General features: G+C 63.5%; 19 protein-coding genes and 2 pseudogenes. 7 read left to right on the top strand and 14 right to left on the bottom strand.

All coding sequences use genetic code 11. The features are described 5' to 3' along the window. Window positions 1–66: 66 nt before the first annotated feature. From OKW45_RS03880 to OKW45_RS03840, 9 genes are all read right to left on the bottom strand, one after another. Entirely contained in the window at window positions 67–1,683 is a 1,617-nt protein-coding gene (locus OKW45_RS03880; RefSeq protein ID WP_429466077.1) for a methyl-accepting chemotaxis protein, read from the bottom strand. 178 nt (window positions 1,684–1,861) lie between these two features. After that, window positions 1,862–2,554, bottom strand: coding sequence for a phosphatase PAP2 family protein (locus OKW45_RS03875; RefSeq protein ID WP_429469237.1), 693 nt, complete (start codon window positions 2,552–2,554; stop codon window positions 1,862–1,864). 154 nt (window positions 2,555–2,708) lie between these two features. Continuing rightward, window positions 2,709–4,421 (bottom strand): SulP family inorganic anion transporter, encoded by a 1,713-nt coding sequence (locus OKW45_RS03870; RefSeq protein WP_018424854.1) that lies wholly within the window; start codon window positions 4,419–4,421, stop codon window positions 2,709–2,711. Window positions 4,422–5,079: 658 nt separating this feature from the next. Further along, window positions 5,080–6,132: a LacI family DNA-binding transcriptional regulator gene (locus OKW45_RS03865; RefSeq protein WP_429466075.1), complete on the bottom strand. Its 1,053-nt coding sequence runs from the start codon at window positions 6,130–6,132 to the stop codon at window positions 5,080–5,082. A 45-nt stretch (window positions 6,133–6,177) separates the two neighbouring features. Beyond that, the gene (locus OKW45_RS03860) at window positions 6,178–7,338 is read right to left on the bottom strand and encodes an ABC transporter ATP-binding protein (RefSeq protein WP_018424851.1); all 1,161 of its coding nucleotides are present in this window, start codon (window positions 7,336–7,338) and stop codon (window positions 6,178–6,180) included. 3 nt (window positions 7,339–7,341) lie between these two features. Next, window positions 7,342–8,259, bottom strand: coding sequence for a carbohydrate ABC transporter permease (locus OKW45_RS03855; RefSeq protein ID WP_429466073.1), 918 nt, complete (start codon window positions 8,257–8,259; stop codon window positions 7,342–7,344). Further along, the gene (locus OKW45_RS03850; RefSeq protein WP_429466071.1) at window positions 8,256–9,212 is read right to left on the bottom strand and encodes a carbohydrate ABC transporter permease; all 957 of its coding nucleotides are present in this window, start codon (window positions 9,210–9,212) and stop codon (window positions 8,256–8,258) included. Before OKW45_RS03850 ends, OKW45_RS03855 begins: the two co-directional genes overlap by 4 nt. 8 nt (window positions 9,213–9,220) lie before the next feature. Continuing rightward, entirely contained in the window at window positions 9,221–10,459 is a 1,239-nt protein-coding gene (locus OKW45_RS03845; RefSeq protein WP_429466069.1) for an ABC transporter substrate-binding protein, read from the bottom strand. Between the two features lie 94 nt (window positions 10,460–10,553). Beyond that, entirely contained in the window at window positions 10,554–11,972 is a 1,419-nt protein-coding gene (locus OKW45_RS03840; protein WP_429466067.1) for a GH1 family beta-glucosidase, read from the bottom strand. A gap of 320 nt (window positions 11,973–12,292) precedes the next feature. On the opposite strand from OKW45_RS03840, the gene OKW45_RS03835 reads away from it, so the two are divergent. Continuing rightward, window positions 12,293–12,679 (top strand): ester cyclase, encoded by a 387-nt coding sequence (locus OKW45_RS03835; RefSeq protein WP_429469235.1) that lies wholly within the window; start codon window positions 12,293–12,295, stop codon window positions 12,677–12,679. A 277-nt stretch (window positions 12,680–12,956) separates the two neighbouring features. On the opposite strand, the gene OKW45_RS03830 is transcribed toward OKW45_RS03835, so the two are convergent. Beyond that, window positions 12,957–13,112 carry a hypothetical protein gene (locus OKW45_RS03830; RefSeq protein ID WP_167368690.1) on the bottom strand — a complete coding sequence of 52 codons (156 nt, stop codon included), beginning with the start codon at window positions 13,110–13,112 and terminating at the stop codon, window positions 12,957–12,959. Window positions 13,113–13,198: 86 nt separating this feature from the next. Beyond that, window positions 13,199–13,381 (bottom strand): annotated as a pseudogene (locus OKW45_RS03825) (YbiU family protein); the annotation flags it as partial. On the opposite strand from OKW45_RS03825, the gene OKW45_RS03820 reads away from it, so the two are divergent. The 4 genes from OKW45_RS03820 to OKW45_RS03805 all read left to right on the top strand — a co-directional run bounded on the left by OKW45_RS03820 (window position 13,380) and on the right by OKW45_RS03805 (window position 16,726). Further along, complete coding sequence (locus OKW45_RS03820; RefSeq protein ID WP_429466065.1) at window positions 13,380–13,580, top strand: hypothetical protein; 201 nt, start codon at window positions 13,380–13,382, stop codon at window positions 13,578–13,580. The pseudogene OKW45_RS03825 and the gene OKW45_RS03820 sit on opposite strands and share 2 nt — an antisense overlap. Before the next feature lie 180 nt (window positions 13,581–13,760). Then, window positions 13,761–14,144 carry a nuclear transport factor 2 family protein gene (locus OKW45_RS03815; protein ID WP_429466063.1) on the top strand — a complete coding sequence of 128 codons (384 nt, stop codon included), beginning with the start codon at window positions 13,761–13,763 and terminating at the stop codon, window positions 14,142–14,144. 104 nt (window positions 14,145–14,248) lie between these two features. After that, window positions 14,249–15,196, top strand: coding sequence for a lactate/malate family dehydrogenase (locus tag OKW45_RS03810; RefSeq protein WP_429466061.1), 948 nt, complete (start codon window positions 14,249–14,251; stop codon window positions 15,194–15,196). A 51-nt stretch (window positions 15,197–15,247) separates the two neighbouring features. Next, window positions 15,248–16,726: a DASS family sodium-coupled anion symporter gene (locus OKW45_RS03805; RefSeq protein WP_429466059.1), complete on the top strand. Its 1,479-nt coding sequence runs from the start codon at window positions 15,248–15,250 to the stop codon at window positions 16,724–16,726. A gap of 184 nt (window positions 16,727–16,910) precedes the next feature. Here OKW45_RS03805 and OKW45_RS03800 read toward each other — a convergent pair whose 3' ends face one another. Together OKW45_RS03800 and ftrA are read right to left on the bottom strand one after the other, a co-directional pair. Further along, window positions 16,911–18,128, bottom strand: a complete 1,218-nt coding sequence (locus OKW45_RS03800) for a DUF2252 domain-containing protein (RefSeq protein WP_429466057.1) — start codon at window positions 18,126–18,128, stop codon at window positions 16,911–16,913. A 175-nt stretch (window positions 18,129–18,303) separates the two neighbouring features. Continuing rightward, complete coding sequence (gene ftrA, locus OKW45_RS03795; RefSeq protein WP_429466055.1) at window positions 18,304–19,263, bottom strand: transcriptional regulator FtrA; 960 nt, start codon at window positions 19,261–19,263, stop codon at window positions 18,304–18,306. Between the two features lie 119 nt (window positions 19,264–19,382). Here ftrA and OKW45_RS03790 point away from each other — a divergent pair, with 119 nt between their 5' ends. Together OKW45_RS03790 and OKW45_RS03785 are read left to right on the top strand one after the other, a co-directional pair. Next, window positions 19,383–19,838 (top strand): rhodanese-like domain-containing protein, encoded by a 456-nt coding sequence (locus OKW45_RS03790; protein WP_018424836.1) that lies wholly within the window; start codon window positions 19,383–19,385, stop codon window positions 19,836–19,838. Window positions 19,839–19,990: 152 nt separating this feature from the next. After that, window positions 19,991–22,075, top strand: coding sequence for a putative bifunctional diguanylate cyclase/phosphodiesterase (locus OKW45_RS03785; protein WP_429466053.1), 2,085 nt, complete (start codon window positions 19,991–19,993; stop codon window positions 22,073–22,075). On the opposite strand, the pseudogene OKW45_RS03780 reads toward OKW45_RS03785, so the two are convergent. Further along, window positions 22,068–22,484 (bottom strand): annotated as a pseudogene (locus tag OKW45_RS03780) (dihydrodipicolinate synthase family protein); the annotation flags it as partial. The gene OKW45_RS03785 and the pseudogene OKW45_RS03780 sit on opposite strands and share 8 nt — an antisense overlap. Window positions 22,485–22,518: the final 34 nt, after the last annotated feature.

The following is a 22,518-nucleotide window of genomic DNA, read 5'->3' as shown; positions in this document are numbered from 1 at the left end:
TCGGCAATAACCCATTCTAGTGCAGGAAAGTGCGAGAAACGCCTGCGTGCAACTCGGGCGCAGCGCTCATCGTATGGGGCGAATGTCCGTTTGCCCGCCGCCTACCAGCCGAAATACCTGCACGGCATCTTCCAATGTGGACGCCTGTTCTTGCATGCTGGCTGCCGCGGCTGCCACCTGCTCCACCAGGGCAACGTTCTGCTGGGTCATCTCGTCCATCTGCCCGATCGCGCGGTTGACTTCGCCGATGCCGGTACTTTGCTCGTTGCTCGCGTGGGTAATCTCACCCATCAGGGTGACCACACTATCGACAGCCGTGACGATTTCGGTCATGTCCCGGCCAGCCTGGTCGACCAGTTCGCCGCCTGCATTAACGTTGCCGACCGAGTCGGTGATCAGCGCCTTGATTTCCTTGGCGGCCATGGCGCTACGTTGGGCCAGGCTGCGCACCTCGGCGGCGACGACCGCAAAGCCGCGTCCCTGGTCGCCGGCGCGTGCTGCCTCGACGGCCGCGTTCAAAGCCAGGATATTGGTCTGAAAGGCAATTGAGTCGATCATGCTAATGATGTCGACGATCTTGTGTGAACTGCCGCGGATCAACGACATGGTGGTCACCACATGGCCCACCACGGTGCCGCCTTTGACCGCGAGATCGGAGGCCGAGGCGATGTGTTGGTTGGCGTGCGAAGCGCGTTCGGCATTGGCGCGGACCATCGCCGTCAATTGTTCCATCGTCGACGCGGTTTCCTCGAGCGAGCCAGCCTGCGCCTCGGTGCGGGACGAAAGCTCCGCGTTGCCGGCCGCAATTTCGCGCGCGCCCAGCGCGATCATATCGGAGGCACGTCGGACGTTGCCGACTACCGAGGCCAAACCGACACTGATGCCGTTCATTGCCTGCATCAACTGGCCCAGTTCGTCGCGCCGGCTGACATGAACTTGCGCGGTCAAATCGCCGGCCGCGAGTTTTTCGGCGGCGGCCTTCGCTTCGAGCAGTTGCATGCCAAGACCGCGCCGGGTCGTCACGAAGACCAGCGCGCTGACCAGCAGCGCGCCGAGTAGCCCGAAGCCGATCACCCTGGTTTGCAGGAAAGCGGGCAACTCCGCTCCCGGGCTCGATCGGTCGGGGGGGATCACTGCCTCCAGCAGCCGACCATAGCCCAGCAGAAGTACGGTATTGGCGGCCAGCGTAAGCAGCGCGATTCTGGCTCCGATCGACAGGTTCCACACCTCACTGACGTCGAGGCCGACATACAGCGCGCCGATTACCTCGCCAGAACTGTCCCGGATCGGCTCGTACCGTGTCATGTATTGCTTGCCGAATAGCGTCGCGTAACCGGTGTAGGGTTGCCCCCCGCGCAGCATCCGATAGCCGGGATGCGAGCGGTCGAGTACCGTGCCCACGGCCCGCTCGCCGGTTTGCCTTTTGACCGAAGTGGCGACGCGCACGAAGTCATCGCCAATTGCGACGAATAACGTGCCCGTCGCGCGGGTTTTGGCGGTGAAGTGGTCCACTTCGCCGTAGTTGAGGTTCAGCAGGGTGTTCCCGTTTAGCAGCCTCGGAGTCGTGACACCGAGGATGTCGACACTGCTTGATTCGTCGCGTGAAAATGGAGCTGGAAAATACCCGGCGAGCGTTCGCGCGTGACGGCGCACCTGGGCCTTGAGCGGCAGCAGAGAGTACATGAAGTGAACCCCGTCGACTAAGTCAGCGAGCCGAATAAATCGGACGTTTTATTCTGAATTCATTAGACAGAATATTGCATGAGATGGCAATAGAGTGTGCTCGCTAATCGCAGCTCACTGAAAGGCGGCGCCAGCGAACCTCAAGAATATCGGCATGCGCCGTGGCGCTCCGCGCGGGTCATAGATGTTTGAACACTCCGCACGCCAGAGCACGCAGTTCTTCGAACTGCGTGACGAGTTCGACGCACAAAATGAAGGCCAGCATTGCAGAAGGTCCCGGATAGCGTTCGATCCATCGCAGCGCCGGGGTCGCGTAGCGCGCGCGGATCGCATCTCGAGTCAGGACCAAGGTAATCACGATGCCCACGGCGCCCCCTACCAACAAATCGGTCGGATAGTGAAAGCCGAGATAGGCCCGCGGAAGGCAAATGAAGAGCGCGGTATAGAGAAGCGCCAGCACGCCGATGCTCCGCCACACGAGGAAGATACCGGTGGCGATAGCCATCCATAGCATGGCGTGATCGCTTGGGAACGAACTCCAGTCTGACAACTGCGCAGCCTGGGTCGCGCCGCTCGCGAACTGCAGATGAAGTTCGGCGCTATAGATGGGACGCACTCTAAACGGCAACCAGTGAGCCAGCAGCCTTCCGACGAAGAGCGCCACGACACCGCTGAGAAGCGTCGCGAGAACTATTTCGCGCCGCCATTCGGGGCGCCCGTCTTGCTGAAACCAGATCCACCAAAGCACGGCAATCAGTACCAGGCCTTTAAAGGTGTATAGGTCGGCGATGGCTTGTATCGATTGGGTCGCGAAATGACCGAAGTGTATGCTGGACAGATATGTTTCGATGGACGAATCGAATCTATTCATCTTCTTGTAATCGATATCTGATAGTCGAAGCGGAAGGTCAGCATAATCGAGGCAAGCGACAACAAATGAGGCGCAGACAACGTTTGCTAGCAATTTGCCCGCCGAGGCGGTGTTCACGGCATGCGCCGCCTCGGTGCGAAGCCAGCGCTCTCCGTTATGGCGCTCCCTTAACCTGCTCATGCGGATTCTCCACTCCCGCCATGCTCAGCGCCTCATGCAGCGTGCCGAAAATACAGCGCTCCTCGACGATCGGCGTGATTCCATGCCGATCCATATCCGAGCGCAAATAGCGATTCACCCGCGCAAAGACCACCTCGATCCCATTGCGCTTGAGCGCCGAGCACAACTCGCCCACCGAGCGCGCTGCCGAATAATCGACATCCGTAATCGCGCTCGCATCGACGACGAACCAGCGCACGGCGTTCGGTGCGTGATCGATCAGGCGGCGCGTATCGTCGACGAAAAAATGATCGTTCGCGTAGAACAGATCGGCGCCGAAACGATAGACGATCAACCCCGGCGCGGTCTCCACGCCGGGCACCGCCGGCACCGGCACCCACATGCCGTCGCCGTTGGGCGCGAGCATCATCGTGTGGGGGCGGTAGCTGTGTCGCACGTGACGCAGCAACGACAACGCGACGGCGACCAGAATGCCGTGCTCGACGCCGATCAGCACGACCGCCGCCGCCGTGAACAAAGCCAGCGCGAATTCGCCGGGACTTTCGCGGCGAATCGAAAAGAGCGACTGCAGATTGATCAGGCCGACCGCGATCGTAAACACGATGCTCGCGAGAATGCAGTGCGGCAGATACTGCAGATAGCGGCTGAAAAACAGCAGCACGACCACCACGACCGCCGCGAACACGAGCTGCGCGAACTGGCTGCGCGTGCCGGCGCGATCGGCCATCGCGGTCTGCGTCAGGCTGCCGTTGACGACGAACGCGCCGGAAAACGCCGCCGCCGCATTGGCAGCCGCGATGCCGAGCAGGTCTGCGTTGATATCGACCGGCTCGTGATAGCGGTCGGCGAACACCCGGCTCGCCGCGGCGCTTTGCGCGACGATCATCACGAAGCACGACGCCGCGACCGGCACGAGATCGAGCATCTGCTGCCACGTCACCGACGGAATCCGCAGCGGCGGCAATCCGCCCTCCACCGGTCCGAGGATGGAGATGCCGTGCGCGGCGAATCCGAACACATCGCTCGCGGCAATGCCCGCGACGACCGCGGCCAACGGCACCGGCAGGCGCGGCCAGAAACGCTTGCAGACGAGAATCGCGGTCACCACGAGCAGCGAGATCGCCAGTGTCGGCCGATTGATCTGCGCGGCGTCGCTCACGACGAGCAGCAGTTGTTTCACGCTGCTCGCCGCATGTCCGGGCACGCCGAGCATGTCGCCGAGCATCGCGATGCCGACCTGCACGCCGACGCCCGCAAGAAAGCCGACCAGCACCGTACGCGACAGGAAATCGGCGAGAAAGCCAAGTTTGAAGATGCGCGCGACGAGCAGCAACCCGGCCGTCAGCAACGCGACCATCGCCGCGAGCGCCGCATACTCGGCGCTCGACGCGGGCGCCATTGTCGAAAGACGACTCGCGAAGATCGTCGCGGTGGCCGAATCGGCGGCGACGACCAGATGCCGCGAAGCACCGAAGAACGCGAATGCGACGAGCGGCAGGAACACCGTGTAGAGCCCGGTGACGGCCGGCATGCCGGCAATGCGCGCATAGCCGAGGACCTGCGGAATATCCATCGACGCAAGCTGCACACCGGCCAGCGCCTCGCGCGCCGCCGCAATCCGGCTCAAAGGAAGAACGCCCTTCAGCACGCTGGCACGTGCCGCCATTTTTTGCAGAGAATCTTGCATACGCGATGCCGACCTGAAACGAAGGTAATCGCGCATCGTGCCGCGAACCGGCGCGCCAAGGCAAGACTTATGGAAGGGAGAACGGGCTATTGACGAAAACGAAAACGAGAAAGCAAACCGAAAGAACGCAAACGATTGCTCCTTTCAAGCGCACAACAAACTAACGGACGTTAATCGCAAAGCGAAAATCTCCACGGCGCAGCCGCGGAAAAAAACGCGCGAAGAAGATCTACCGTTTGAATTGCCCTGTCTGCGGGTCCACATGGCGCGCGAAACCGAACAGCGCAGCAATGCAGATCGGACAGGCGATCAGAAAGATGACCAACATCACACTCGCCCCGTAACAATTTGTTACCAGCAAGTGTAAAGAAATTTGAAGCAAGTTTAATCAGGGAAAACCGCAAAGCACTATTGCGGAGGATTACGAGAGCCTGAAAAAGATCGTCGATACGCAAGTGAAAACGCGAATGAGCGCACCTGCCGCGCGTGAAAAACCGCGCGGAAATATCCGTTGGACTTCAAGGAAAACCTCCGCCGCGCATAGTTGGCAGCCGCGCCCCTGGTTCGTTCGCAGATCTGCACACCGCCCGCATACGACAGCCGCCACGGCGCGCGTCCGCGCGCCAGGCATCGCACCGCCACGATTAGGCAAACCCTTCTATCGCTTTGCGCCGCGCGTATTTTTCTTCGGCATCGGCGCTGGTCCGACCGATTCGCGCATCGTCACGCTGAGCGGAAACTCGCGCAAGATCTCCCAGGTGGTGCCGTAACACTGGTTGATGAGCCAGCGCACCGCATTTTGCGTAAGTTCCGCGGTTGGAATATGCACCGACGTGAGCCCGGGCGCCGCGTAGGCGGCCGAGTAGTCGTCGTCGTAGCTGATCACGGAGATGTCGTGCGGCACCGAAATGCCCGCCTGGTGAAAGCGCGCGAGCACGCTGACCGCCATAGTGTCGTTCGCGCAGAACAGGCCGGTCACGCGCCGCTGCGTCTCGAGCAGCTTCTGCGCGGCGGCGTAGCCGCCTTCGGGCGAAAAGTCGGATTCGATCAGCGTGACGTCGTCGCGCGCAATGCCGGCTCGCGCGAGCTCGGCGAAAAAGCCGTCGATCCGCATCACGTTGTCCGACGCGGTAGCGGGCCCGGAAATCACCGCGATGTCGCGATGCCCGTGATCGAGCAGCGTGCGCGCCGCGAGTTCGCCGCCGCGCCGATGATCCGCGCTGAACGACGCCTCGGGCAACTGCTCGAACGCGCGATTCAGGAACACCATCTTCGGATGCATGCCATGCAGCATGATCAGGTCTTCGTCGTGCAGATCGTGGCTGATCACGACCACGCCATCGCAATCGCGGCCGATCAAAAAGCGCACTGCCTCGATCGCCTGCTCGCGCGGCGACACCTCGCCGCAACCGGTCGCGACCACGACATGTCGCCCCACCGCGCGCAGCTCCGTGTCGGTCTGTTTCAGGATCGTGCCGTAGTAGGAACCAAAGAAAGTCGGCACGAAGATGCCGATGATGCCGAGCTGCCGCGTCGCCATCGCCCGGCCGATCGACGACGGGCGGAAATTCAGCGCCTCGATCGCCGCCTTCACGCGCGCCGCGGCATCGGCGGAAATCGGTCCCTTGCCGGAAATGGCTCGTGAGGCGGTCGACATGCCCACGCCGGCCAGTTCCGCGACGTCCTTGAGTGTTGCCACGCGGTTCTCCATCAAGCCTGTCTCGACGAGCCGCTTTGCGCGTGACGCGCCGCGGCGTTATAAGCGCGCGCCGCTCGCTTCGTCGAATAGCGAGACATGCGCGGCGTCGAACGAGAACGCCACGGTGTCATCCTCCGCAATCGGCGCTTTTGTCTGATCGATCGACGCGATCTGTTCGCCATGATAGTCGAGCCAGATCACGCGGTGGTTGCCCATCGGCTCCATTAGCGAAACTTTCGCGCGCTGGCTGGGGCCTTCCGTGATATGCACGTCTTCGGCGCGCACGCCGAGTACGCAGCGCACGCCCTGCGCGGGCGCCCCCTTGAACGCGTACGCCGACACGTCGATCCGCACCTGCCCAGTGCAAAAGTGAAGCGCGCCGTCGCGCGTCTCGAGCGCGCCCTTCAGCAAATTCATCGCCGGCGAGCCGAGGAAGGTCGCCACGAACAGATTGTCCGGCCGCGCATAGACCTCAGCCGGCGTGCCGAACTGCTGGATCACGCCGCCGCGCATCACGGCCATGCGCGTCGCGAGCGTCATCGCCTCGACCTGGTCGTGCGTCACGTAGATCATCGTCGCGCCCAGACTGTGATGCAGCTGCTTCAGTTCGCGGCGCAGTTCGGTGCGCAGCTTCGCGTCGAGATTCGACAGCGGCTCGTCGAACAGGAACACGTCGGCCTCGCGCACGATCGCGCGGCCGATCGCGACGCGCTGCCGCTGTCCGCCCGACAACTGCGACGGCTTGCGCTTGAGCAGCGGCCCCAGTTGCAGCATCTCCGACGCGCGGGCGACACGCCGCGCGATTTCCGCCTTCGGCGTGCCGTTGATGCGCAGCGCGAACGACAGGTTGCGCTCGACGCTCATGGTCGGATACAGCGCGTACGACTGGAACACCAGCGCGATGCGGCGATCCTTCGGGTCGGCCCACGTCATGTCCTCGCCGGCGATCTCGATGCTGCCGTCGCTGACATCGATCAATCCTGCGATGCTGTGCAACAGCGTGGACTTGCCGCAACCCGACGGTCCCAGCAGCACGACGAACTCGCCGGCGAGCACGTCGAGATCGAGGTTCTCGATCACCGTGTTCGAACCGAGGCGAATCGTCAGATTGCGGACCGCCACATTGGCGCGATGCGTGAGCGCCGCGGCGTCGGAGTCAGCGTCCGCGCTCGCACCCGGCACGCCGGCTGCATCGATCGTATTAGCCATGTTTGCCATGCCCTACCCCTTGACGGCGCCCGACGCGATGCCGCGCACGAACCAGCGGCCCGAAATGAAATAAACCGCGAGCGGCACCATCGACGTCAGAATGGTCGCCGCCATATTGACGTTGTAGAGCCGCTCGCCGGTCGTCGTGTTGATGATGTTGTTCAACTGCACCGTCATCGGCAGATTCTTCGTGCCAGCGAACACGAGGCCCAGAATGAAGTCGTTCCAGATGTTCGTGACCTGCATGATCAGCGCGACGACGATGATCGGCGTCGACATCGGCAGCATCAGTTGAAAGAAGATGCGCCAGAAGCTGCCGCCGTCGATGCGCGCGGCCTTGAACAGCTCCTGCGGAATCGACGCGTAGTAGTTGCGGAACAGCAGCGTCATCACCGGCATGCCGAACATCGTATGAATCAATACGATGCCCGGCAGCGAGCTGAACAGATGCACGCTCGCGAGCACGCGCACGAGCGGATAGATCATTACCTGCACTGGAATGAACGCGCCGATCAGCAGCACGCCGAACAGCAGACCCGCGCCGCGCGGCCGCCAGAACGACAGCGCGTAGCCGTTCACCGCGCCGACCATGATCGACAGCACCGTGCTTGGCACGACGATACGCACCGAGTTCCAGAAGCCGACGCGAATGCCGTTGCAATCGAGCCCGGTGCAGGCCGACTGCCATGCGGCGCTCCACGCGTCGAGCGTGAAATGCATCGGCAAGCCGAGCAGATTGCCGAGGCGGATCTCGCTCATCGGTTTGACCGACGTGACCAGCATCACGTAGAGCGGCAGCAGGAAGAACGCCGCCGCGGTGAGCAGAAACGCGTAGATGCCCAGGCGTGCCGGCGAAAACGCCGAGCGGCGGGGCCGCGTGCGCGCGCGATGCGGCATGCCGCCTTTGAGCGTGGAATCGAGCGTGTTCATCCTCTCTCCCCGCGCAGCGCCGCACGGCTGCGTGCATAGAAGAACGGCGCGAGAACCGCCAGCACCGTCGCGAGCAGCACGATCGATGCGGCCGACGCAAGGCCGATGTTCGCGCGCCCGAACAGATAGTCCATGATGAATTTGGCCGGCACTTCGCTCGCGGTGCCGGGGCCGCCCTGCGTCATCGCGACTACCGCGTCGTACAGCTTCACGACCATCACGAACAGCAGCACGAACGCGGTAGAGATCGACGGTCCGAGCATCGGCACCACGATGCTCGCGTACACGCGCCAGCGTGGAATACCGTCGATGCGCGCGGCTTTCCACAACTCTTCGTCGATGCCGCGCAGGCCCGCGAGCAGCAGCGCCATCACGAGGCCCGAAGCTTGCCACACGGTCGCGATCACGATCGTGTAGATGACCCAGTCCTGATCGACGATCCAGTCGAAGTGCGCATGCGCGAAGCCGAGATTGCGCAGCACCTGCTGCGCGCCGAGCGCGGGATTCAGGATCCATTGCCAGACGAGCCCGGTAGCGACGAACGACATCGCGTACGGATACAGAAACACCGTGCGCAACGCGCCTTCCGCGACCACGCGCTGATCGATAAAGATCGCCAGCAGCAAGCCGATCACCATGCACGCGATGATGAAACACGCGCCGTAGATCACGATGTTCTGCAGCGACGTCAACCAGCGGTCGTTGTGAAAGAGCCGCACGTACTGCGTGAAGCCCACGAAGTCGTTCGACGGAAACGTGTGCGAATTGCTGAGCGACACGCGCGCGGTCCAGACCATCGTGCCCAGGTACGTGAACACGACGGTCAGGAGCATCGGCAGCAAGGCCAGCCAGACCGCGATCGAAAACCGCCGGTTCAGCGGCTTGTTTCGCGGTTTGGGGTGCGACTTGTCCTGTGGTTTCGAACCCTCGGCTGGCAGCTTGAGCGCGTGCATGGCGAGGCCTAGCCCTTCAACGCGCTGGCGAACGCTTTCTGCGCGTCGTCGACGGACTCGTTCTTGTTCCAGAAGTTCGTCACGACGTCAGTCAGCGCACCCTGCGTATCGGGCGACAGCAGCATTTCCGGATTCGGCAACTGGCGCGACTTGTCCTTCATGATCGCGATGCCCTCCTTGGCGCAGATGTCGAGGCTGCTTTCGTCGACGTCAGACCGGATTGGAATCGAGCCCTTCTTCGCGCTGAACGCGACCTGCGCGGACGGCGAGGTCATCACCGTGGCGAGCAGATTCTGCGCCTTGATCGCCGCCGCGCTGTCGGTCTTCGGGAACACGAAGACGTCGCCCGCGACCAGATACGGCGAACGCGGACCGAAGCCCGGGAAGCAGCCGAAGTCCTTGCCCGCCGTTTGATTCGCCGCGACGAACTCGCCCTTCGCCCAGTCGCCCATGATCTGAACGCCGGCCTTGCCCGAAGTCACGAGCGCGGTCGCGTCGTTCCAGTTGCGGCCAGGCGAGCCCGGATCGACGAAATCGTGCAGCCGCTTGAACGACACGAGCACCTTCTTGAACGCATCGGAGTTGACCGCGTTCTGATCGTGATCGCGATAGACCTTCATATACAGGTCCGGGCCGCCCACATCGGCGAGCACCGCGTCGAACGTGATCTTCTCCTGCCACGGCTGGCCGCCGAACGCGAGCGGAATCACGCCCGCGCTCTTCAGCTTGCCGAGATCGGCGATGAATTCGTCGTAGCTTTTTGGCTCGCTCGCGATGCCCGCTTTCTGGAACACCGGCTTCGAGTAGAAGAACCACGCCGGCATATGAATGTCGACCGGCGCCGCGTAGAAATGGCCCTTCACGCGGATACTGTCGAGAATCGACTGCGGGAAAATGCCGTTCCAGTTTTCTTTCGCGGCGACGTCGTCGACGTTATTCAGGAGTCCCTGGTCGATCAGATCGTGAAACTGCTTCGACGTATTGAACTGGGCGGCGGTGGGTGGATCGCCGCCGACGATCCGGTTGATCGCGGTGGCACGCGCCTGATCTCCGCCGGCGACTGCATTGTCGACCCATTGGCCGCCGGCCTTGTCGTACGCGACGGCAAACTGCCGAATCGCGGCCGACTCGCCGCCCGAGGTCCACCAGTGAATCACGTTAGCCTTGAGCGGTTCCGCATGCGCGACGACGCCATACAGCGCCAGTGCCGCAACTACGCCTCGCAAGACCATTCTGTTGCTGTTCATTCCGTCTCCTCCAGGCTCAGTGCCCGTGTGTCAAGTCGAAATACCTTCCAGCTCCACCCAGCTTTACATCGTTGCTGCGTCGTTTTAATTGTGTTTATTGCGCTTGCGCGTTGCGATCTTCGAGGAATTTCGACACCAGCTCCGCGCTGCGCTTGACCGTACGCTTCTGCGTTTGGTAGTCGACGTGCACGATGCCGAAGCGCCGCTCATAGCCGAAAGCCCACTCGAAGTTGTCCATCAGCGACCACAGGAAATAGCCGCGCACGTCGACGCCCGCCTTGATCGCCTGATCGACCGCGGCGAGATGGCGCTTCAGGAACGAGATGCGCTGCATGTCCTCGACGCGGCCGTCGATCACCTTGTCGTCCGATGCCATGCCGTTCTCGGTGATGTAGATCGGCGGCAGATTGGCATAGGTATTCCTGAAACCGGTCAACAGATCGCGAAGACCGTCAGGGTAAACCTCCCAGCCCATCTGCGTGCGCTCGACACCTTCGAGCGGCACCTCCTTGAAACCGTGCCCACCATCGCTCGCCACGTTGGTGCGGAAATAATAGTTGATGCCGAGAAAATCGAGCGGCGTATTGATCGTCTGCATGTCGCCTTCGAGCACGAGCGGCTCGCTGCCTGGCCACAACTCGAACAGGTCTTGCGGATACTCGCCCTTGAACAGCGGATCGAGAATCCACGCGTTGTGCTGAACTTCGAACAGCTCGGCCGCGCGACGGTCGCCGGCGCTGTCGCTATTCGGCGTGCCGCGCCCGACATTCGCGACGATGCCCTTGTGCGAGCGCGGGTCGTTCGCGCGCAGCACCGGAATCGCGAGACCGTGCGCGAGCAGCAGATGATGCATGGCCTGCGCGGCGAAACGCAGGTTCGAGAGTCCCGGCGCGTGATGGCCGTTGCCGTAGCCGAGGTACGCCGAACACCACGGCTCGTTGAGCGTCGCCCACGCATCGACGAGGCCGTGCAGCTCGCGGCTCATCAGATCCGCGTAATCGACGAAACGGTACGCGGTTTCGCGATTGAGCCAGCCGCCGCGATCCTCGAGATGCTGAGGCAGGTCCCAGTGATAAAGCGTGACGAAAGTCGTGATGTTCTTCTCTTTGAGCCGTCCGAGCAGGCGCTTGTAGAAGTCGAGCCCCTTGCGGTTCGGCGTGCCGTTTTCGTCCATCACACGCGGCCATGCGGTCGACAGCCGGTACGCTTCGAGGCCGAGGCCCGCGAGCAGGTCGACGTCCTGTTCCCAGCGATGGTAGTGATCGCACGCGACGGCGCCGGTGTCGCCGGCCAACACCTTGCCCGGTGTGGCCGAGAACGTGTCCCAGATCGACGGCAGGCGGCCGTCTTCGTTGACCGCGCCTTCGATCTGATACGACGCGGTGGCCGCGCCGAGCAGGAAATCCTGGCGCCACAGCGACGAATCGGCGGGCGGTGTGAATGGATCGGAATGCGGTTCGCCGTGAGCGGTTGGACGGGCGGCGTCGGTGACTGCTGATGCGTCGTTTACCACGGATTCTCTCCTGCCAATGAGGTCGTTGAACCGGGTGTGGTGGAGCTCGAGGCGCTGGCGTCCAGACTTACTGTGAACGCTTAAGTGGAAGCGCTTCCACACTGTCCAGCGAACGATAGCAGCGGGGAAATCGGCGCAGCAATCCGGGTTTGTCTGGAGGGATTTCTGGCATGCGTGTGAGGATGATGCGGCGCGCATCGAGGTTGTTCGGCCGGAGCGGATATTTGAGGCTTCCGATGAAAATCCCTGGCAGCCGTGCAACGCAAAGTCTCGGATCGCCGACAATCGGCTTATCCACTGAAGCATGGAAGACGATTGCGATGAGCGAACTCGATCTGTCGGAACTCTACCGCGCCTATATCTCCTGCCTGAACACGCAGGACTGGTCAAAGCTGCGAGACTTCGTTGGCGAAGACGTGAGGTACAACGGCCAACGAATCGGTTTGTCGGGCTATCGCGAGATGCTGGAAAGAGACTTCCGCGAAATTCCGGACCTGCACTTCGAGATTCAGATGCTGGTTTGCGAGCCGCCACATATCGCAAGCCGATTGCATTTTGACTGCACACCCATCGGCATGTTACTTGGGCTTCCCGTGCAAGGAAAACGGGTGGAGTTTTCCGAGAACGTCTTCTACGAGTTTGGTGACGGCAAGATCCAGCAAGTCTGGTCGGTCATCGATAAAGCCGCGATCGAGAGTCAGTTGTAGCGGCTCAGGGACACGCCGCGCTCAAACGTTTCTGTTTGGCAGCCCTGGCGCGTGTCGCTCACGTGCATCTTTTTGTGCGCGCGGAGACGCCCCGTCAGCGACGGTTGTCACGGAGCGCATCGCTCCGGCAAACTTCCGTCTCCGTTGAATTCGCTATGCGCGGCACTCATGGCAAAACCGGACTCGCGCGGCAATTCCGCCAGGTGGGGAAATGCCGCGGTTATCAGAAACGCCCGCATTTCACTTCGATTCTTTTTTATCGGGCGAATGCGCTCGTCTATGGCTTGTCGTCCTCGCGATCGGGGTCGATGTCGGGATCGAGCGGCGGCTCATCCGGGTCCTGCGATGGGCCGAGGTCGGGCAGATCCGTCTGCACGACGTCGGACTGATCCGGGCGGATCGGGTTTTCGTCCTTGTTCGGTGTGGTTGCCATGGCCGGTCCTCCTTAGGTCGTTGCCATGCTGAAGGGGCAGCAAGTTCTGCTCCCGATCCAGACGCGGCCATGCCATTTCCGGTCACGTCGAAGCCCATTTGCGCACGGCCAGGCTCGGTGAGATCGTCTGGCGTCGCGCGGCCGACGAAATCGACTTCGAAATGATCGGCCGGAAAATCCGGCGGGCTCCTGCCTTCGAGAAAGCTCGGCAGTTGCCGCTTCAGATACGCATCGTTCTTCGCGCAGCCCGGCAGCGAAGCGATATACATGAATTTCAACCGGCAATTCAAAGCCGCCAAGGACATGACGCCGGTTGAATTCAGGCAGCAGTTCGCGCACGCGCGGCGGGCGGAGCAACAGATGTCGCCAATGCTCACCGAGCGCTCGCCTTCTCTTCGGAGACTCCGCAACAAAGGAGACGGCAAACGGATGTCCCGGCCCTCGCGCGCAGGCCGGCAGTCCGAATGACCGGACTGCTCGGCGAGCAATCCCTGCAGGCGCCAGACATTTTTTGCACGTCTGGGAGAGTACTTCCAGCAACGGTTGGGCCAGGGATTTTATGGCGCAGACTATGCGCTGGCGGCGAAATTTCAACGCGACGGCCACGCGCGGCTGGTCGACTGCAACACCCGGCTCTGGAGGCGCTCCATGAACGAAGACGCGATACGTGAAACCTTGAACGCACACTGGCGAGCGTCGGCGGACGTCGATCTCGACGCCGAACACGCTATCTACGCCGACGATGCGATCTGCGACTATCCCCAATCGGGCGAGCGAATTCATGGACGAACCAATTTGCAGGCGCTGCGCGGCCATCATCCCGGCAAGCCATCGGGATTCGCAATCAGGCGCATTCAAGGCGAGGGCAATCTGTGGATCACCGAGTACACGATCAACTATCAGGGGCGCATCGCTTACACGGTCAGCGTGATGGAGTTCCGCGAAGGCAAGGTCGTCCACGAGACGCAGTATTTTGCGGATCCGTTCGAGGCACCGGATTGGCGGAGTCAATGGGTTGAGCGGAGCGCGTGAAAAAACGTGCCGCGGCCGTGTAGGACCAAGGTCCGATTGATGACAAACGCGCCCGTGCGACTATGCCCCGAGGGGGCTGAAGCCCGAACTTGACGAGGTTCGCTATGCGGCAGGCCAAGATCGTTATCGTCGGAGCGGGGCTGGTCGGGGGATCGGCAGCGCTGTTCGTGGCGTTGGCCATTCCGAGCGCGAAAGTCGTCATCATCGATGTCGCGCGGGTGCGCGCTGAGGGACAGGTTCTCGATCTCGCCCACGCCGCGGCATTCTGGGGGCACAGCCGTTTTCGCGCAGGGGACTACGAAGACGCGCGTGACGCCGACATCGTCGTGATCACGGCCGGCGCCGGCGTCAAACCCGGCGAGACTCGCCTGCACCTTGCCAGAACCAATGCGGACATCGCGACCGAAATCGTCGGGCGGATCGCGCCGCTCGCGCCCGAAGCCATCTATCTGATCGCGACCAACCCGTGCGACGTGCTGACCGGCGCCGTTTACGACCAACTGCGCTGCGAGCGCGAACGCGTCATCAGCACGGGCACCTCGCTCGACACCGGGCGGCTGCGCTCCCTGCTGTCCGAGCGGCTCGGCGTCGTGGCCTCCGCGATTCACGCCTATGTGCTCGGCGAGCACGGCGAATCGGCCGTGATCCAGTGGTCCGCGGCGACGGTCTGCGGCATGCCGCTCGAAACCTTCCTGACGCGGAACGGCAAGGAGTTGGGCCCCGCCAGCAGGGATCTGATCCTGCGCTCCGTCCACGAGGCGGCGAAGCTCATCAAGGAAGGCAAAGGCGCCACCCATTACGGCATCGCCAGCGCGATAGGAAGGATCTGCGAGGCCATCGTGCACGACACCGATCTGATCCTCACGGTTGGCATCGTTCAGCCCGAAGTGGAAGGCGTACCGGACGTGTGCGTGTCGCTGCCAATGGTCGTCAATGGCGCGGGCGCGCGGTTGATCGCCTATCCGGAACTCGACCCTATCGAGCGCGAGACCTTGCTAGGTAGCGCGCGCATCGTCAAGGACGCGACGGAAAGCGTGCTCCTCGAGCGGTGACGCCTTCCCGCGCACTCCAAAATACCCAACCACGCCGGCACGAGGTCCATCATGGCTCCTACACCTGCCAAGGTTTCACGGCCCACCAGCTCGCCTCCCGCCACGCCGAAGCCCTCGGTCGGACTGCCGGCCGGCGTCTGGAAATATCTGGTACCGCTCGCGGTCGGCGTCGTGCTGTGGTTTCTGCCCGCGCCCGCCGGGCTCCAGCCGAAGGCGTGGCATATGTTCGCCGTGTTCGTCGCGACCATTGCCGGCATCATGACCGCCCCGCTGCCGATGTCGGTGGTTGCCATCATCGGCTCGACCATTGGCGTGCTCGTCGGCGTTCTGTCGTTCGCCGACGTCACCAAATCCACCGGCACCGACCTCGTATGGCTCGTCATGCTCGCGTTTTTCATTTCACGCGGCGTGATCAAGACCGGCCTTGGCCGCCGGATCGCGCTTCTGTTCATGCGATTGCTGGGAAAGCGAACGACCGGGCTCGGCTACGGGCTCGTGTTGACCGAACTCGTGATCTCCCCCGCGATGCCGAGCATCACCGCGCGCGCGGGCGGCGTGATGTTGCCGATCACGCGAGCCATTTCCGACGTGCTGGGCAGTCACGCCGACGATCCGGAATCACGCGTGAAGGTGGGACGCTACCTGATTCTCTGCGCCTTCCACGCGAACATCATCACGGCGGGCATGTTCATCACCGCAATGGCGGGCAATCCGCTGGCGGTCAGGCTGGCCGCGGACCAGGGCGTGTCGATCAGCTGGCTCGACTGGGCGGTGGCGGCGTCGATCCCCGGTCTGCTGTGCCTCGCCGTGATTCCGATCGCCATGCTGTGGATCGCCCCGCCGCAGGTCAGACGCACCCCCGATGCCACCGACCTCGCGCAACGAGAGCTCACGACGATGGGGCCCATCTCGGTCAAAGAAATCATCATGGCGTGCATCTTCGTCGGCTTGCTGGTGCTGTGGGTGTTCGGCGACGATCTCGGCGTCGGCGCGACGCTCGCGGCGGCGATCGGCGTTTCGTTGCTGTTCATCAGCGGCGTGCTGACCTGGCAGGACGCGCTGAACGAGAAGTCCGCCTGGGACACGATGATCTGGATCGGCCTGCTCATCATGCTGGCCTCCAAGCTCAACGAATATGGCATGGTGAGCTGGTTCGGCAAGGAATTCGGCGCGCATCTCGCGGGCTTTCCGATGCTGGCGGTCTATATGCTGGTGGCGGCGATCTACGTTTACATTCACTACTTTTTCGCCAGCGCCACCGCGCATATCAGCGCGCTGTTTCCGCTCTCCATGGCACTGATGGTCGCCGCCGGCGTCCCGCCCTTCGTCGCCGCCGTCTCGCTCGGCATTCTGAGCAATGTGAACGGTTGCCTGACGCAATATGGCATCGGCTCCGGTCCCGTCATGTTCGGCGCGGGCTACGTGACCCAGGGAGAATGGTGGAAGGCGGGATTTTTGATGAGCCTGTTTTACATGGTGGCCTGGCTGGTCGTTGGACCGCTTTGGTGGAAGGTGCTGGGGCACGTATGAGACAACGCGACTTTCGACGCGCGGATCGTACGGCCCGCGCACATGTGATCCTGCTCCGCTTCCCGCTTCGTCAATCGCGAGCGGTCATGACCCGCGCAACTTCCCCGGTCGTCATCGATCGCCGCCGATCAACGCGACGCCGTCCGCAGCCCTGACGCCCGCGCCGGCCCTCCAATGCAACGCTTCAGTTGCCCGTGCCGCTCGTCTCGAAGGTTCCCCGATCATAAGCTTCGCAATAGGCCTTCCAGTCCGCCGCGACCTGCGCCTCACACTGCGTCGCAAGATCGATCAACGGCAGTTGCCAATCGCGCCGACTGCCGAACGCGATCAGATCGTCCGCGATCGCCGACTTCTGCCGCCCTCCGCTGCGCAGATGCGCCCACGCGCTCAACTCGGCCATGCTGTTGATCACTGCCTCGAGCCGCGGCAGCTTGCCGTCCCAGTCGGCAAGCGCGACGCGATCTTCCGATGGCTGCAAACTCCGCAGCACATAGGAGCGCTGGTTGAATTCCACCGCGTGCAAAAAGGCCTGCGAGACCGCCTGATTGCGCCGCTGCACTTCGACGACACGCTGCGCCTCGGTCTGCCACTTCGGCTGCGTCGCCGTCACGTGCGCACTCACCGATGACGGCAGCGCCTCTTTCAAATCGATCAGGTAGTTGCCATCGGGCGAGCCCTTGCCTTCGACCAGAATCACATAGCGATCGACACCGAGGCTGCCCGTCCCCGCAATGCGGCGCGCGACATCGAGCGTGCGGTAGAACCCGGGATTCGGCTCCGTCGCCGCGAACTGCTGCATGAACTGCGCGACCGCGGCACGCCGTTCATCGCTGACGGGCAGCGCTTTTTTGCCGTCGACCTTCAGCATGCGCGTTTTGCCCTTGAGCACCGTGCGCCGGTCCAGATGCACGGCACGCGTGCGGCTTGCGAGCGCGACGAACAGATCGCGCACCATGCCGGTCGCGGTCTCCGCTTCGATCCAGCGCGACTTGCCGTAGGCGAGCGCGGCGCCGTAGGCATCGAGCGCGGTGTGGCACAGCGCGAGCGCTTCAGCGCGGCTCAGCTTCAGGTTGGCCGCGCCGACCAGCACGCTCGTCAACAGACGCACGAGCTCGTAGGGAACCGGCGCGAGACAGGCTTCGTCGAAGTCGTTGTTGTCGAAGTAGACGAGGCGATTGTCGCCCTTGTAGCTGCCGAAATTTTCGAGGTGCATGTCGCCGCAGATCCACACGTGCGGCGCGTCGTCGAGTACGTTCGCGCGCGGCAGACGCGCATAGAACAGATGGCAGGTGCCGCGCAGAAACACGAACGGCGAGCCGCGCATGGCTTTGTATTTCATCGCGAGTCGTTCGGGGTCCCTCCCGGCGTTGAAGTTGGCGATGATCTTTGCGATATCGGGCATAGCGGGTTCCGTTGAATGAGCAAGCTCGACGTGAGCTCCATGCCTGCTGCTGTGACCTCGGGGCGTGCAGCGAATTCAATGCGGCTCCTGTTGCTGACGAACGCGCAATGTTGGTTCGAATAGATGTCCAATGTCATCAATGTGTCGCATACATTGTGCTTACGATCTGCTGGACTCACCCCTCCCCACCGAACCTGCGCCGATACGCCCCCGGACTCGTCAACGCGATCCGGCGAAAATGCCGCCGCAACGACTCCTCCGACCCGAACCCCGCCAGCTCGGCGACGCGCGCCATCGGCAGCGGCGTCGCGGCTTCGAGCAACTCGCGCGCAAGCGCGACGCGCTCCCTGACGAGCCATTCATAAGGCGCCATGCCGGTCGCGTCGCGGAACTGCCGTTGCAGCGTGCGCGGGCTCATCGCCGCGCGCCCGGCGAGCGAGCGCAGCGTATGCGGCTCGGCCGCATGGCTGCGCACCCAGTCCATCAGCTTCGCGATACGTCCGCTTTCGTCGTGCGGCATCGGGCGCGGCACGAACTGCGCCTGGCCACCCTCGCGATGCGGCGGCACCACGAGCCGTTGCGCGACGCGATTCGCAACCGCGCCGCCATGATCGCGCCGCACCAGATGCAGCAGCATGTCGAGCCCGGCCGCCGATCCCGCCGACGTGATCACCTGCCCTTCATCGACATAGAGCGCGTCGGGCTGCACACGCAGTTGCGGATAGCGCTGCTGCAACTTGTCCGCGTAGCGCCAGTGGGTCGTCACGGTCTTGCCGTCGAGCACGCCGGCCGCCGCGAGCACGAAGACGCCCGAGCAGATCGAGCAGAGCCGCGCGCCGCGCTCATAAGCCGCGCGAAGCTTGCGCAGCAGCGCGGCCGGCGGCACCTCGTCGGCATCGCGCCAACCCGGAATCACGATCGTGTCGGCGCTCGCGAGCAGCTTCAGCGTGTACGGCGCGGCCAGCGTGATGCCGCCCGCCGCGCGGATCGGACCGGGCTCGCTCGCACAGACCGCGAAGCGATACCACGGTACACCGAGTTCAGGACGTTCGAGTGCGAACAGTTCGGTCACGCAGCCGAATTCGAAGGTGCAGAGACGGTCGTAGGCCAGCGCGACGACGAGATGATTGTGCATGGCGCAATGTTACCGAAGATTGACGATCACGCCACTTACCGGGCGACCCGCCGCTCGTCACAATCGACCGTTCCTGAAACGCGCCGCCCCACCACCCGATCAACTCACCCCTGCTTGCCATGACTCACGACAACCTCACCACCGTCCCGAACGCCGTCACCGCAATCCCCGCTGCCGACAGCGCCGCCGCGCTCGCGCACTTCCAGACGTCGCTGCGCTTCGAAACCGATTGCTCCGACGTCCACGCCGCGCTCGCGAGCGGCGCGCCCGGCTTCGTGCTGCTGGACGTGCGCAGTCCCGCGCTGTTCGCGCAGGGCCACGTGCCGGGCGCGCTGAATCTGCCGCACGGCAAGATCGTCGCGTCGAAGCTCGCGGTTTATGCGCCGGACACGCTGTTCGTTACCTACTGCGCGGGCCCGCACTGCAACGGCGCGGCGCGCGGCGCACTACGGCTCGCCCAGTTGGGGCGGCCCGTCAAGCTGATGGCGGGCGGCGTCACCGGCTGGCTGGACGAAGGCTTCCAACTGAGCCGCGCGGACGCCGATCCGCCGTCCGATCCACGCTCCGATGCATAGCGTGACTCGCCATCCGACACGCGTTCCAGCGCGGCATTCGCCGCCGTCCGCGCGTCGGCTTTGCCCCCTGTTCGCAAATCGCAAATAAGTTAAACAAAAGTCGGAAAAGTGCCGATAACATGTCCAGCCGGACTCTTCCCGGCGGACATAATATGCAGAGTTCATATAATTTCTGGCTCGTCGCGATTTCGTTCGCGGTCGCGACCCTCGCGTCGTACACCGCGCTCGATCTGACGGGCCGCATCTTCCTGCTCGGCTCCACGCGCCGGCGGCATGCATGGCGGCTCGGCGGCGCGTTCGCGCTCGGTGTCGGCATCTGGTCGATGCACTTCGTCGCGATGCTCGCCTTCTCGCTGCCTATCCCGCTCGGCTACGACCCGGCGACGACCGCCTGCTCGCTGGCCCTCGCGATCGGCGCTTCGTATCTGGCGCTCTCGCTGACGACCCAGCAGCGCCTGACGCCGGTCCGGCTGCTGATGGGCGGCGTGGCGATGGGGATCGCTATCGCCGGCATGCATTACACCGGGATGGCGGCGCTGCGCATGGCGCCCGCGATCCACTACCAGCCGGCATGGTTCGCGGCCTCGATCGCGATCGCGATCGGTGCGTCGAGCGCCGCGCTGTGGATGGCGCGCGCGCTCAGCAACGAAGACGAGCGCCATATCGCGCGCAAACGTCTCGCCGCGGCGCTGGTGATGGGCGTCGCGATCAGCGGCATGCACTACACCGGCATGGCCGCCGCCGACTTCGCGCCGGGCGCGATCTGCGGCGCGGCCAACGACATGAACGCGCAATGGCTCGCCACCTCGGTGATCCTGCTCACGTTCGCGGTGCTGATCGTCACGCTGATGCTGTCGCGCTTCGACGTGCGCACCACCTTCCTGCTCGGCGCGGTGACGCGGCTGAACGGCCAGATCGTGCGGCTCGCGACGCTCGACGCGCTGACGGGCCTGCCGAACCGCGCGACGCTGACCGAGCGGATCGAACGCGCAATCAGCGGCGCGCGCCGTCAGCGTACGTCGTTCGCGGTGCTGTTCATGGATCTCGACGGCTTCAAGACGATCAACGATTCGCTCGGTCACTCGGCCGGCGACGCGGTGCTGTCCGCATTCGCGCAACGCCTGCAGCAATGTGTGCGTTCGAGCGACACCGTCGCGCGGCTCGGCGGCGACGAGTTCGTCGTGCTCACGGAACACCTTACGTGCGGCGACGACGCGGCCGCGCTCGCCGACGGCGTGCTTCACCGGATGCGCCAGGGCACGTGGAGCGACGCACAACCGCTGCAGGTGATGCCGAGCATCGGCATTGCGCTCTATCCGCGCGATGGCGACAGCGTCGAGACGCTGCTCCAGCACGCGGACGCCGCGATGTACGAAGCGAAGCGCGCCGGCCGCGGCACCTACCGCTTCTTCGAGCGCAGCATGAACGAGGCCGCCACGCGCACGCTGCGGATCCAGCAAGTGCTGCACGACGCCTTCGCGAATGATCGTTTCTCGCTGCTGTTCCAGCCGAAGTTTGAGCGCGGCGGCGACGCGCTCGCGGGCGCCGAGGCGCTGATCCGCCTGCACGATCCGGAGATGGGCGCGCTGATGCCGGCCGAGTTCATACCGGTCGCCGAGCGCTCCGGGCAGATCGTGCAGATCGGCTACTGGGTCGTGCGCGAAACCTGCCGGCGCATTCGCGGCTGGATCGAACAGGGCCTGCCGGCGATGAAGGTGGCGATCAACCTGTCGCCGCGTCAGCTGTTGCAACCGGACCTCGTCGAGACGATCCTCGACATCGTCAGGAGCGAGGACGTCGCGTGCGAGCAGATCATGTTCGAGATCACCGAGACCGTAGCGATGCAGGACGCCGCGCGCACCGTCGAAGTAATCCGCGCGTTTCACGCGAGCGGCTTCGACATCTCGATCGACGACTTCGGCACCGGCTATTCGAGCCTCGCGTATCTGCAGCGCTTCCAGGTGAAGCAGCTGAAGATCGACCGCTTCTTCATCAACGGTCTCGACGCGAACGGCGCCGCGGGTAGCGCGATCGTGTCGGCGATCATCGCGCTCGCGCACTCGCTCGAAATGGACGTGGTCGCCGAGGGCGTCGAAACCCAATCGCAGCTCGACAAGCTGTGCTCGATGATGTGCGACGAAGTGCAGGGCTACCTGCTCGGCAAGCCGATCAACGCCGACGACTTCGGCGCAATGCTCCGCGGCAGAATGATGGCCGCAAGCGGAGTCTCTATCTGAGCAGCGTCTCCCCCAACGCCGCGAGCCGTTCGGTCAATGCCTCGCCCGCACGCGTCATCGGCAAACGCAATTCGTTGCGCACCCATCCCCTCGCCGCGAGCAGCGCCTTCACCGGCGCGGGATTCGGTTCCGCGAATGCGAGTTGGATCTGCGGCACGAGCGCGTGAAAAATGCGTCGTCCTTCGTCGAGCTTCCCGTCCGTCAACGCGCGATAAAGCGCGACGAAACGCTCGGGCCGCCAATGCGCCGACGCCGCGATTGCCCCACTTCCACCCGCGCACACCGTCGAGAAGAGCTCGAGGTCGTTGCCCGCGAGCACTTGCAGACGGCCGTCGCGAATCAGCGCGAGCGTCGTGTCGAGCGAACCGGCGCAATCCTTGATCGCCTGAATTCGCGGATGCAGGGCGATGCCGTCCTGCGAGGGCCGTCGAACCAGCTCGCGG

Source organism: Paraburkholderia lebeckiae (genome assembly GCF_050436225.1).
GTDB lineage: Bacteria > Pseudomonadota > Gammaproteobacteria > Burkholderiales > Burkholderiaceae > Paraburkholderia > Paraburkholderia tuberum.
Note: the sequence above shows the minus strand (reverse complement) of the source record. Positions and strands in the feature narration are given on the sequence as shown.